At 47.7% G+C, this 13,641-nt stretch carries 9 protein-coding genes; 7 read left to right on the plus strand and 2 right to left on the minus strand.

Annotation, left to right across the window (positions count from 1 at the left end; all coding sequences use genetic code 11):
• The first annotated feature begins 81 nt into the window (after window positions 1–81).
• Both D5E69_RS08910 and D5E69_RS08915 read left to right on the plus strand, forming a co-directional pair.
• Entirely contained in the window at window positions 82–1,107 is a 1,026-nt protein-coding gene (locus tag D5E69_RS08910) for a M42 family metallopeptidase (RefSeq protein ID WP_048013151.1), read from the plus strand.
• A 127-nt stretch (window positions 1,108–1,234) separates the two neighbouring features.
• Window positions 1,235–2,710 carry a UDP-N-acetylmuramoyl-L-alanyl-D-glutamate--2,6-diaminopimelate ligase gene (locus tag D5E69_RS08915; RefSeq protein WP_048004271.1) on the plus strand — a complete coding sequence of 492 codons (1,476 nt, stop codon included), beginning with the start codon at window positions 1,235–1,237 and terminating at the stop codon, window positions 2,708–2,710.
• Between the two features lie 89 nt (window positions 2,711–2,799).
• Here the strand turns inward: D5E69_RS08915 and D5E69_RS08920 are convergent, their stop codons facing one another.
• Entirely contained in the window at window positions 2,800–4,017 is a 1,218-nt protein-coding gene (locus D5E69_RS08920) for a NupC/NupG family nucleoside CNT transporter (protein ID WP_048004270.1), read from the minus strand.
• A gap of 304 nt (window positions 4,018–4,321) precedes the next feature.
• Here D5E69_RS08920 and D5E69_RS08925 point away from each other — a divergent pair, with 304 nt between their 5' ends.
• The 3 genes from D5E69_RS08925 (at window position 4,322) to nhaC (ending at window position 8,819) form a co-directional block, all read left to right on the plus strand.
• A complete protein-coding gene (locus D5E69_RS08925; protein ID WP_048004269.1) occupies window positions 4,322–5,890 on the plus strand; it encodes a peptide chain release factor 3 in 1,569 nt (522 codons plus the stop codon).
• Window positions 5,891–6,117: 227 nt separating this feature from the next.
• A complete protein-coding gene (locus D5E69_RS08930) occupies window positions 6,118–7,065 on the plus strand; it encodes an EAL domain-containing protein (protein WP_159129567.1) in 948 nt (315 codons plus the stop codon).
• 359 nt (window positions 7,066–7,424) lie between these two features.
• Window positions 7,425–8,819, plus strand: coding sequence for a Na+/H+ antiporter NhaC (gene nhaC / locus D5E69_RS08935; protein WP_048004267.1), 1,395 nt, complete (start codon window positions 7,425–7,427; stop codon window positions 8,817–8,819).
• On the opposite strand, the gene D5E69_RS08940 is transcribed toward nhaC, so the two are convergent.
• Window positions 8,816–9,676 carry a hypothetical protein gene (locus tag D5E69_RS08940; RefSeq protein WP_213085584.1) on the minus strand — a complete coding sequence of 287 codons (861 nt, stop codon included), beginning with the start codon at window positions 9,674–9,676 and terminating at the stop codon, window positions 8,816–8,818. The two genes, nhaC and D5E69_RS08940, sit on opposite strands and share 4 nt — an antisense overlap.
• Window positions 9,677–9,844: 168 nt before the next feature.
• Between D5E69_RS08940 and D5E69_RS08945 the strand changes: the two genes are divergently transcribed.
• Together D5E69_RS08945 and D5E69_RS08950 are read left to right on the plus strand one after the other, a co-directional pair.
• Window positions 9,845–12,922 carry an efflux RND transporter permease subunit gene (locus tag D5E69_RS08945; protein WP_063191150.1) on the plus strand — a complete coding sequence of 1,026 codons (3,078 nt, stop codon included), beginning with the start codon at window positions 9,845–9,847 and terminating at the stop codon, window positions 12,920–12,922.
• Window positions 12,923–13,135: 213 nt separating this feature from the next.
• Window positions 13,136–13,600 (plus strand): hypothetical protein, encoded by a 465-nt coding sequence (locus tag D5E69_RS08950; RefSeq protein WP_231578815.1) that lies wholly within the window; start codon window positions 13,136–13,138, stop codon window positions 13,598–13,600.
• The last annotated feature ends 41 nt before the right edge of the window (window positions 13,601–13,641 follow it).

Genomic DNA, 13,641 nt, shown 5'->3' on the forward strand with positions numbered 1-13,641 from the left:
TCTGTCGTAAATGGGGAAATCGTTCTATAATGGAATAAAGGAGGGAGTCAGTTGAATACATATCCCAATGCAAAGAATACGATGGAACTGATCAAACAGCTTGTAGAAATCCCCAGTCCTTCAGGGAATACGAGGGAAATCATCCGATTCGTTGAAGAAGAGCTCGGTGGCCTTGGGCTTGAGATGAAGCGGAATCATAAAGGGGCACTCCTCATCACAATCCCGGGAGAGGATCAAAGTCGTCACCGGATGCTGACGGCTCATGTGGATGCCCTTGGTGCCATGGTCAAAGAAGTGAAGGGGAATGGCCGTCTTCGCCTCTCCATGATCGGCGGTTTCAGATGGAACGCCGTTGAAGGGGAGAACTGTAAGATCGAGACTTCCTCCGGTAAAGTATACACGGGGACGATCCTTATGCACCAAACCTCTGTCCATGTTTACAAAGATGCGGGTGAAGCGAAGAGGGATGAAGTGAATATTGAGGTGCGCATCGATGAAAAGGTGCGAAACGAAGAAGAAGTCAAGGGTCTTGGCATTGAAGTTGGGGACTTTGTATCGTTCGATCCACGTGCCGAAATCACCGACAGTGGATTCATCAAGTCAAGGCATCTTGACGATAAGGCGAGTGTGGGCATGCTCATGAAACTGATCCGGCAAATCCAATCTGAGGGGATCACACTACCCTATACGACTCACTTCCTCATCTCGAACAATGAGGAGATCGGATATGGGGGTAATTCGAATATCCCGGCCGAGACGGTTGAATACCTCGCTGTCGACATGGGGGCAATCGGGGACGGGCAATCGACGGATGAATATACGGTTTCCATCTGCGCAAAGGATTCCAGCGGACCCTATCATTACGGATTGAGGAAACATCTGGTAAGACTGGCAGAAGAAAATGGCGTAGACTACAAAGTCGATATCTACCCGTACTATGGATCCGATGCTTCAGCCGCGATCAGGGCAGGTTTCGATATCGTCCACGGACTGATCGGTGCAGGAATCGACTCATCACATGCATATGAACGTACGCATGAATCATCGATCCTCCATACGGAAACCCTGCTTTGGCACTATGTCCGTTCTGTCATGGCCGATGCGTAAAGATCTCCTTCCACTTTATGTGGAAGGTTTTTATATAGGATAGGGGATGCAGGATGTATTTCTCTTATCAAATGAACGATGGTAAGGTAAAATAGAAACAACTTTAAAAGTAAACGAGGTACGAATAATGAATACATACACATTACTTGAAAGCATGAAGTTGAAAACCATATATGGAGAACTGCCGGAAGAAGTGAACGGGATCTTCGTGGACTCCAGGAAAGTGACGGAGGGCAGCGTATTCGTCTGTACGAAAGGATACACAGTCGACGGCCATGATTTTGCCCAAGGGGCAGTCGAGAAAGGTGCGCGCCTCATCATTGCGGAAAAGCGCCTTGATATCGATGAGTCCAAAGCAGCCCTTGTCGTTGTAAAGGATTCCTTCAAGGCATTGGCGCTCCTTTCCAACAAGTACTATGATTATCCATCACAAAAGATGAATATGTTCGGCATTACGGGAACGAACGGCAAAACGACAGTAACGAATCTCATCCATTCGATCCTGAAGCGTGATGGACAGCGTTCTGCGCTGTCCGGTACAATCGGGTTCAATCTGGACGGTGAGCTCTTCCCAAGTGAAAATACGACCTGTGATAACCTGACGAATCAGCAGATGATCCGGGAAGCACTCGATAAGGGAATCGACAACTTCACCCTGGAGGTATCCTCTCATGGACTCACCCTAGGCCGTCTATGGGGAGTGGACTTTGACGTAGTGGCATTCACGAATCTCAGTCACGACCATCTCGATTACCATGGAACGATGGAACACTACGGTTATGCCAAAGGACTTTTATTCTCTCAGCTGGGGCAGTCACTGGATAAGCCTAAATATGTCGTCTTGAATGCAGATGAAGAATGGTACGATCGTTACAGCAATATGACCGCCCATGAAGTCATAAGCTATGGACTTGATGCCCATGCCGACTTCAAGGCAGATAACGTCGAGTACTACAATGATAAGACGACGTTCACCCTCCAATCCCCAGAAGGAGAGTACGAGGTCGAGATGAAGCTTCTCGGCAGGTTCAATGTATATAATGCACTGACGGCCATGGCTTCCCTGTTTGCAAAAGGCATGGAGGTACAACGGATCGTCGAGATCTTCCGTGATCTCCCGCCGGTGGACGGACGTATGCAGAAAGTCGAGATGGAGGCACCTTTATCGGTCTACATCGACTACGCCCATACACCTGATGCGATTGAAAAAGCAATCGAATCGGTCATGCCCTTCAAGGAAAACAAAATCATCTTCCTTGTCGGTACGGGTGGAAACCGCGATAAGTCGAAACGCCCGACGATGGCAGAGAAGGCATCGATTGCAGACTATGTGATCCTGACGACGGATGATCCAAGATATGAGGAATATGACAGCATCCTTAAAGACCTGGAGAAAGGCATGCAGCATGATCAGTATGCATTGATCGGGGATAGAGGCGAAGCCGTCAAGCATGCCATTGAGGTCTCTGAACCAGGGGATATCATCATCTTCGCAGGAAAAGGCCATGAAGATTATCAAATCATTGAAAACACCAAGTACCCACACAGCGATAAACAGATCGCCATTGAGGAAAGCCGTACAAAATACGTGCATCATTCATGATACAAAACCGGCCGGGAATCACTTCCCGGCCGGTTTTTTGCATGGAAAAAGGGTCCCCTACTGGGAACCCTTAAACGATACGAAAGAGATTAGACAAACATTCCGGCGATGGCCGCACTGAGAAGTGACGCAAGTGCACCGGCTAGCACTGCCCGTAACCCCATTTTTGCGATTTCAGGTCGACGGTTCGGTGCGAGATTTCCAAGTCCGCCTAGGAGGATCCCAAGTGAAGAGACGTTGGCGAAACCGCAAAGGGCGAAGGAAATGATCGCAACCGCTTTGTCAGACAGGTCACCGATAACAGGAGCAAAATTGGAATATGCAACGAATTCGTTGATCACGAGCTTTTGCCCGATGAAATTCCCTGCCGTGACCGCTTCGCTCCAAGGGACACCGATCGCCCATGCAAGTGGAGAGAAGACGTAGCCAAGGATCAGTTCAAGGGTAAGGTCAGAATAACCGAATACTCCCCCGATCAAACCAAGTATCCCGTTAATTAGGGCGACGAGTGCAATGAATGCAAGAAGCATGGCCCCGATATTCAAGGCGAGCTGCAACCCGACGCTTGCCCCTTTGGCAGCGGCATCGATGACGTTGGCAGAATCAGAATCAGCTTCCATTTTAAAGCTGTCGGGTTCAGGTGTCTCATCGGTTTCAGGCACGAATAGCTTGGCCATAACGAGTCCAGCGGGAGCAGCCATGAAGCTTGCGGCAAGCAGATACTCGAGAGGCACGCCAAGAAGGGAATAGCCCACGAGGACAGATCCTGCAACGGAAGCCAGTCCACCCGTCATGACGGCGAATAGTTCCGATTTGGTCATGGTAGACAAGTAAGGTCTGATCACGAGCGGCGCTTCCGTTTGCCCTACGAAGATGTTGGCCGCTGCTGAAAGGGATTCAGCTTTTCGGGTACCCAGAAGCTTCGATAGCGCTCCTCCGATGATTTTGATGAAGAATTGCATGATATTCAGGTAGTACAATACCGATATGAGAGCTGAGAAGAAAATAACGACTGGAAGCACATTAAAAGCGAATACATATCCAATCCCGGATTTTTCAGTGAATAATCCACCGAATAAGAAATCAATCCCTTCATTGGAATAGTTGATGATTTCATTAATTCCAAGGGTTAGCCCTTTAAGTGCGCTTTGTCCCCATGATGTTTCCAAAACAAGGAAGGCGAAAATGATCTGTATGATGAGCCCGCCGATCACACTCCGATAGTTGATGCGTTTCTTATCGGATGAGAAAAGAAAGCCGATTCCCAACACAACTAAAATTCCAAAAATCCCCCATAAATACTGCATTCTGTCACCTCTTAGTAGTATGTTTTTCTGGTTGTTCGGTTTTTTATTTTACAGTTCTTTCAGAAGTCTGACAACCACCAATTTTAAAGAAGTACGGACATCTATGCAGTATAGTGTGCACAAATATAGCGTTTTCATGAAAAGGCATACATTTTGTGTGATATAAAAACTTTTTGGCGATATTGGATGAAAAAGGATCTACTATATATCTGGAGAAATGGTACAGAACATCAGAGATTTATTGCAAAGTCAGTATAGAAAGAATATGATGGGAAAGTGAGTACGACAAGAAAGGAAAGAACTAATGAAAATAGACTTTATCGAAGAAGTAAAATCAAGACGTACATTTGCGATCATATCCCATCCGGATGCCGGTAAAACCACTCTGACAGAGCAACTGCTGCTGTTCGGCGGAGCCATCCGCGCAGCCGGGACGGTCAAAGGGAAAAAGACCGGGAAGTATGCCACTTCCGACTGGATGGAAATTGAAAAGCAGCGGGGGATTTCTGTCACAAGTTCCGTGATGGCCTTCGACTATAACGATTTCCGTGTCAATATCCTCGATACCCCTGGTCACCAGGATTTCTCCGAAGATACGTACAGAACCCTCATGGCCGTAGATAGCGCCGTGATGATCATCGACTCTGCTAAAGGGATCGAGGCCCAAACGCTGAAGCTGTTCAAAGTATGCCGCATGAGAGGTATCCCGATCTTCACCTTCATCAATAAACTTGACCGCCAGGGACGAGAACCATTGGAACTCTTGGAAGAGCTCGAAGAAGTACTGGGGATCCAATCATATCCGATGAACTGGCCGATCGGCATGGGGAAAGAATTCCTCGGTATCTATGATCGCTTCCATAATCGCATCGAACAATTCCGAGTGGAAGAGGAGGACCGCTTTATTTCCCTGAACGATGAAGGAGAAATTGCCGGTGACCATCCATTGACTGATAGCGGTTTATACCAGCAGGCCCTTGAAGACATCCTTCTGTTGAATGAAGCAGGGAATGAATTCTCGAAAGACCGCATCGCCTCAGGCGAACTCTCTCCTGTATTTTTCGGCAGTGCCCTGACGAACTTCGGGGTGCAGACCTTCCTTGAGACGTACCTGCAGTTCGCGCCGTCTCCTCAACCGAGAAATTCGGATGCAGGGGAAATCGAGCCGACAGCAGAAGAATTCTCCGGATTCGTATTCAAGATCCAGGCGAATATGAATCCTGCCCACCGTGACAGGATTGCCTTCGTACGGATTTGTTCTGGACAATTCGAGCGTGGAATGACCGTTAATCTCCCGCGCACAGGCAAGCCGATCAAGCTCAGTCAATCGACCCAGTTCCTGGCAGATGATCGAAGCACCGTCAATGAAGCGGTCAGCGGGGACATCATCGGCGTATATGATACCGGGACCTATCAGATTGGTGATACCCTTGTTCAAGGGAAGAAGAACTTCCAGTACGAGAAACTGCCCCAGTTCACTCCTGAATTATTCGTACGGGTGACGGCGAAGAACGTCATGAAGCAGAAACATTTCCAAAAAGGGATCCTCCAGCTTGTCCAAGAAGGAGCCATCCAGTACTACAAAACGCGTACGGAGGATGTCATCCTCGGGGCTGTCGGGCAGCTCCAGTTCGAAGTATTCGAGCACCGCATGAAGAATGAGTACAATGTAGATGTGAAAATGGAATCCGTCGGTTCCAAAATCGCACGCTGGATCGAGAACGAGGAAGATGTCAAGGACACGATGTCCAGCCAGCGAAGCATGTTGGTGAAGGATCGTCATGGACAGATGGTCTTCTTATTTGAAAATGACTTCGCTATGAGATGGTTCCAGGATAAACATCCTGAAATTAAACTGTATAGCCTGCTATAAGGGAAAAGCCGCAGCGTGTTGCTGCGGCTTTTTTGCAAGCTTAAATAAGGCAGGTGAGGGGGAGAAGTTGAAAGAGAGAGGATGAAAAGTGTGGGTGAATAGGCCGATTTTAAGAGTCGGGCCCACAGGTGCACTAAGATTTTTCATCATATAAAGTGAAAATACTGGCTTTATATAGGTAAAAAGATTTAGTATTGAAGGAAAGACATGTGAAATGAGGGAGACATATGAAAACCACGTGCATCCATTGCGGTGTGACCATGCAGTATGAATCCGAGGGTCAATTGACTGTGCCATCGATCGGACAATCGTTTATCTATCGGTCCAGGGAGGAGTTGGAAGGGGCTGCGAAGTCACTTGCTGATCATTCGGCTGAGATTCAAGTTCATTTAAATGGCAAATACCAGATGACCGCCTCTGAACTCCACTATCGTCTCAAATATGAAGAGCTCGTCACATTGATTCAGTCTGAGCGATTCATCAGTCATCTCCAGCCTATAATCAATGTGGCTTCAGGGGAAATATACGGCTATGAATCATTATTGAGGAGTGATTCAAGGGCATTGAATCCGGGGCTTTTATTCAAAGCGGCATCCCTTACAGGATTTCACTCCATGCTTGACCAGAAGGCGAGACGCGCAGCCATTGAGGCGAAGAGCAAATACGTTCCACACGGAGTGAAGAGCTTTATCAATTTCCTTCCATCCACTATTTACAATCCGGAATTTTGTTTGCGTCATACATTCCAGATCGTGGAAGATTACGGAGTCGATCCGAAAGATCTTGTGTTCGAAGTGGTAGAAACCGAGAAAATCGATAACATTGATCATTTGAAAAAGGTATTGAACGTGTATAAAAGGGAAGGGATGAAAGTGGCACTCGATGATGTGGGCTCTGGTTTTGCCAATCCCGAACTTCTTACCCTACTTAAACCCGACTACGTGAAAATCGACCGGTCCTACATCGATCATTGTGATGAGAATCCGGACAACCAGGCCTTTCTGCGTAAAATCATCCATTTGGCGCGAGAACTGGGCATCACCGTGCTCGGCGAAGGGATCGAGAGAAAAGAAGAACTCGATTATTGCCGCAGCATTGGCATCGATCTTGCGCAGGGCTATTTTATTGGAAAGCCGATGGAGCGTCCGTTGATCCCTTCATTAACTTTTGATTGACAAAAACAAAAGCCGTGATAAAATACTCATATATTACTTTAACGCTTAAAAGCGTTTAAGGAAAATAGTGAGAGTAAACGATCCTGAAACAGCACAGTAGGTTGAAGGGAACAGCAATCAGAGATCAGGCGGTTTGGTGAAAGCCTTGAGTTCCTTTTAAGTGAATTACACTGCTTCTGGAGGGAAACCTCTAAAAAGGGATCGGAAAGATAAAGTGGGGATGGCCCCTCAGGCGTTACACGCTGAAGGCCGTTTCAATTAGGGTGGTACCGCGGAGAGCTCTTCGTCCCTATTTCAGGGAAAGGGCTCTTTTTTTCGTCCTTTCCCGCCCACCAGCTTAGATAAGGAAGTGATATACGATGAACAAACATATTTCAAACACACCGAAAGTCTGGGAAGCTGCCTTCATCCTCATCATTGTTCTATCCATGATCGGTACGTTTCTCATCAAACTGGAGACGGTTCCTCATATTCCGATAGCCGTTGCCCTCATCCTTCTAATCGTTTACGGATTGGTCAAGAAGGTCTCCTTTAAGTCAATAGAAGAAGGAATGCTCTCAGGTATTCAGGGAGGGCTTGGTGCCATTCTCCTGTTTGTATTCATCGGGATGCTCGTAGGAAGCTGGCTAACAAGCGGTACGATCCAGACCATCATGTATGGTGGATTTTCATTCCTCACCCCCGCTTATTTTTATGCTATTGCCTTTTTGGTCACCGCCCTTTGTGGAGTGATTGTTGGAAGCTCTTTGACCACAGCAGCAACGATCGGTGTCGCCATCATCGGGATTTCCGAAACCATGGGGTTATCCATGGGAATCACAGCTGGAGCCATTGTGTCAGGAGCGTTTTTCGGGGATAAAATGTCACCATTATCCGATACCACAAATCTTGCATCTTCCGTCGTAAAGGTGGACCTTTTTGAACACATCAGGAATATGGCTTGGACTACGATCCCTGCTTTCATCATTTCGGTGATCCTGTTTGCAGTACTGTCACCGAAAGGGACAAGCGCCGGTCTGGGAGACTTGAATGCCCTTAAGCAGGCATTGGGTGAAACGGGGGTTGTTCATTGGTACAGTCTGATTCCGCTGATCCTCCTTATCGTCATGGTGATGATGAAGGTCCCAGCTTTGCTGACACTCGCCATCAACATTGTCGTTTCCACCGGATTGGCGTTCATTCATGGCATGATAGGCGGAAAAGCAATCTTGAATGCACTGTTCTCGGGATATGTTTCAAAATCCGGAAATGAAGCCCTCGATTCCCTGTTAACCAGGGGAGGAATCGACAGCATGATGTTTACCATCGGCCTTGTCATCCTGTCTCTCAGTCTGGGCGGCCTTTTATTCAAGCTCGGGATCATACCGGTCCTTTTGACAAAAGTCAGCTCCATTCTTCAATCTGCAAGCAGGACAATTTTAACTACTGCCTTGACGGCAATCGGGCTAAACTTTGCCATCGGTGAGCAATACCTTTCCATCCTGTTGACGGGGGAAGCATTCAAGGATCAGTACAAAAAAATCGGGCTTCATCCCAAGAACCTCTCCAGGACGCTTGAAGACGCCGGAACGGTCATCAACGCCCTTGTTCCATGGGGAGTGAGCGGTATCTTTATTGCGGAGGTACTCGGTGTACCGACACTCACCTATCTTCCGTTTGCCTTCTTCTGCCTTTTGTCACCGATCCTGACCATCCTGTTCGGCTTCACGGGGTGGACGATCACGAAACTAGATGGAAAAACCGCTGAGCGCTAATGCTCAGCGGTTTTTTTTAGCGGATGGACATACCAGGCGAAAAGCTTATTGCCCAAGATGAGCATGGTGATATGGAAAAGGGGCAACGTGAAGGCCCCACTGATTCCACGAACATCAAGGAAAGTGAAGTGAATCAGTCCGTAATCAAGGATGATCAGAATCAACACGGTGACCCAGAAAGCCCCTTTACTGTTCGGACGATAAAAGATGTTCACGGTGTAGAGGTAATTGCATACCCACGAATAAATGCTGTTCCCCGTTATCGTATTCCTCATCCCGTCTGAAAAGAGAGGCATGGGGATATTGTAAAGGTCAAGCAATGGAGAAAGAATCCAAGAGATGGAAAGAGTCAGGACGGACAATGAAAAATAGAGCGTGATAAAATGGACTTTTCCCAGCGCCGGTTCTGACATCCGCGTCCACCAGCTCTTTGAAAGGTAAGCCCCGAGAAGGAGGAATATGCTTGTATAGATGCTTTTCCACCAGTAATGTTCGTATATGCCGACTGATACGAACCAACTTTCGACCAGGTAAAAGAAAGCGATGATGAGCAAGATCCATCCCAACTTCAATCGCTTGACGGCGATGACAGTAAGAGACACAGGAACTGAAAACGCCTGGGAGCTGATTGAACCGAGAACACTGTCGTTATAATGATTGGAAAGGATGGCAGGATCGTATTCATAACTTCCACCGAGTATGAAAATAAGGAATTCGAACACATAAGCCAATCCAGAGATGAAAAGCCAGAAGACGACGATCTTGCCGGCTTGATCCCGATTTGTCATCATGAGGAACCCGAGGATCAACAATGAAAGTATCACGAGAATCAAAAACGGGAGGGAATTGGTCATCATTCGCTCTCCTTACGTGTGAGGTTATGATGTATTGTTTGCAGAAAGATAGGAATTATGACGATAGGCGCACAATATGATACTGGGGCATCTTATAGATTGAAGGATTTTCCTTTAGCCTTTATAGTTGATACTATCAACAAGATAATAGAGAAAGGGGAAAGACACCGTTTGAAAATAAGTGATTTTTCCATACGTAGACCGGTATTCACAATCGTCACCATGATCCTGATCCTGATTCTTGGAGGGGTTTCCCTGTCCAGGATCCCCCTGAAGCTGATCCCGGATCTGAATCCACCTGTCGGGGTGGTCGTGACTTCCTATCCAGGAGCAGGGCCGCAAGAAGTGGTGGAAAAAGTAACGAAGCCTCTTGAAGAAAGCCTTTCCACACTTCCGGGATTGAAAAACGTCCAATCGACTGCACAAGAAGGATCGAATTTCATCCTCATGGAATTCTCATGGTCCACATCCATTGAAGAAATCGAGAATGATGTCCTGCAGCGGATCGATCAGGCACCGCTTCCCGACGAAGCGGAAAAACCAAGATTCCTGAAGTTCGACCCTGCACAATTCCCGATCATCCAGTTCTCCCTGAAAGCGGAGGGGGACAATGCTTCCCTTCGGACGTTGGCGGAGCGGATGAAGCTTGAACTCAACCGAGTTGAAGGAGTCGCCAACGTAAATGTTACAGGTTCGTTCGAAGATGAAATCACCGTCAATCTGGACCAGGATGCCCTCGAGAAAAAAGGGCTGAGCCAGAACGATGTCGTAAATACCCTCCGGAGCAACAACATCACATCACCGGGGGATACGATCGATACCGAAGGGAAGACGCTCACGACACGTGTCATGAGCGAGTTGAAGTCGGTGAAGGAAATCGAGGAGCTAACTGTAACCGTCGATCCTAAAACGGGTAAGAAAGTTCCCCTATCCGATGTGGCAGATGTGGAGATGAAGCCGGTGGATGATAATACATACACCCGTGCCGATAAAGAGCCTGCCGTGCTTTTCAGTGTGCTTCAGCAATCGGATGCCAATACCGCTACGGTGTCAAAGGCATTCCAGACCGCATTGGATGACCTCCTTGAACAGGAACAATATAAAGACGTGGATGCGGAAGTACTGTTCGATCAAGGAGATTACATCACTGACGCCATCGGAAGCATCACGAACTCCCTCCTTCTTGGCGGGGTGTTTGCAATGATCGTCCTATTCCTATTCTTGAGGAACGTCAGAAGTCCTTTGATCGTCGGGGTTTCCATTCCGTATTCAGTGGTCGTGACCTTTGTACTGATGTTCTTTGCAGGCTTCAGCCTGAATATTATGACCCTTGGTGCACTCGCACTCGGTATCGGGATGCTGGTCGATAACTCGATTGTCGTCATTGAAAACATCTACAGACATCTTGCCATGGGGAAACCACGTAAACAGGCAGCCAGTGAAGGGGCAAAGGAAGTGGGAGGAGCCATCACTGCTTCCACACTGACAACCGTAGCCGTCTTTCTTCCCGTCGTGTTCATTTCCGGACTCATAGGGGAGATCTTCACTGAATTTGCCCTGACGATATCCTTCAGCCTCTTCGCCTCACTTGTAGTGGCCCTGACCGTTGTGCCGATGATGGCAAGCCGCATGCTCAAGGAGCCGAAAGGGAATCTTGAGGCAAGAAGAAGAAGGTCGAAGTCCCGCAGCAGGTTCAAGCGCTCGGTGGAGTGGGCCTTGTCCCATCGTACCATTGTCCTGCTGGCGACCCTTATCCTGCTCGGTGTGAGCAGTTGGGGAGTCACAAAGGTAGGAACGGAATTCCTGCCGGCAACGGATGAAGGATTCTTCACCATGAGGGTGGAACTTGAAAACGGTTCTTCCGTCAATGAAACGAACGCTGTCGTTAAAGCGATCGAAGGAGAGCTTGAAAACGAAAAGAACGTGCAAACAGCTGTCAGCCTCGTGGGGACTGACCAAGAGCAGTCATTCAGGGGAGGAAAGTCGGGGAATATTGCAGAAATCTATGTGAAGATGAAGCCATTTGATGACCGTGAGCAGTCCATCTTCTCATTTGCCGATGAAGTAAAGCCGAAACTGGAGAAAGCGGCTAAAGAACAAAATGATTCGGCAAACATCGTATTCAATCTCCAATCAACTTCCGGTTCCAGCCCCCAGACCCTCACGTTCAATTTGAGAGATACGAATGAAAAACGTCTGGATGATGGAGTTGAAAAGCTTCAAAAGGAATTAGAAGGGATGGATGACGTAAACGAAGTCACGACGGACCGCATGGAAACGATCAAGGAAGTTCAGATGAAGGTTGATCGCGCGAAGGCGCTCGATCAGGGCCTCGCTCCTTCCCAGATCGGTTCATTGGTTCAGGATGTGACCAGAGGGGTTACGGCTACACAGATCGTCACGGAGGACTCAGAAGTTGTGAGCGTGTTCGTCAAATATGACCGTGACATTACCGAAAATCTGGACTCGTTGAAAAAACTCCTGATTCCCAATGGTCAGGGAGCATTCATCCGGCTGGACTCTGTCGTTGATTTCTCCATAGAAGACGGACCGGTGAGTATCAAACGGATCGATCAACAGTCTGCTGTTCAATTCACGGTGAATTATGCGTCGAGTACGAACCTTGGAACAATTTCCAATAATGTAGAAAAGAAAATAGACAAGCTCGATCTTCCTGATGAAACCCAAGTATCTTTCTCAGGGGAAAAAGAGCTTCTGGACGATTCGATCAATGATATGATCCTTGCACTTGTTCTGGCACTTGTCCTGGTATACATGGTCATGGCTGCCCAGTTCGAATCATTCAAGTATCCATTTGTCATCATGTTCACGGTTCCACTCATGGTCATAGGAGTCGCACTGGCCCTCTTCCTGACCGATACCCCGATCAGCGTCCCGGCCGTGATTGGTGTCATCATACTGGCAGGTATCGTTGTGAACAATGCCATCGTCATCGTAGATTATATCAAGCAGCGTAAGGAAGACGGGATGGGGAGTTTTGAAGCCATTGTCACTTCCTCACAGGACCGGATCCGTCCGATCCTCATGACGGCGCTGACGACGATCCTTGGACTCGTGCCCCTTGCCCTCGGTTTAGGTGAAGGGACGGAAATCAACCAGCCTATGGCCATTGCCGTAATTGGAGGATTACTCACCAGCACGCTGCTGACTGTGTATATCATTCCCGTCATGTACAGCCTTTTTGATAAAGAGACACGAAGAAAAGCAACAAGGAAAAGAATGGATTAAGCCATGGAGCCGGCCCCTCAAGGGGTTCGGCTTTTTTGAATGAGAAAGGAAATTAACGGTCGGATCGGTGATCGTCATGATTAAACAGAATTGAGGTCTCCTGACATATTTAGGGGGAGATTGGTCACAATAGGGGGAGAAGAAGCTAGGAGGAGTCCAGAATGCCATTTTCCACCCATCACCCATTACCAGTGAACGTGAGGCAGATGCCGCGTGAAATCATCCATTACAAAACTTGAAGCCATTCTTTGGAGCATTGCACTGCCTGGCTTTCCTCAGCTTCTAGTCGGATTGTGGTTCAAAGGGGCGCTTCTGGTCCTTTTAGAAATTTTCATCAATGTCATGAGCGACTTCAACCTGGCCATCATGTACAGTTTTTTGGGTGAGACGGAAAAAGCCGCTGGAGTCATCGATTATCAATGGTTGATGTTCTATCCGTGTCTATACATGTTTGCGATGTGGGATGCGTATAAAATCGCTTCAAATCAAAAGGAAAAACTCAGCTATCTTCCGTTTGTTTTTTCGGCTTACTTTGTAACGGTCGGCCTGATGGTCTCCCCGAAAGTCCATCTGTTCGGAGCATTTATCGGACCCATTTTCCTTCCGATGCTGTTCGTCATTCCTGGAGTGGCGGTCGGCCTTTTGGTCAGAGCAATCGTGATCCGCTTCAGCAGATGAATTTATTTCTTTACTTCCTGTGGGAAATAAGGTACGATTTA

This window comes from Rossellomorea marisflavi, from assembly GCF_009806575.1.
GTDB classification, from domain to species: Bacteria; Bacillota; Bacilli; order Bacillales; family Bacillaceae_B; genus Rossellomorea; species Rossellomorea marisflavi_A.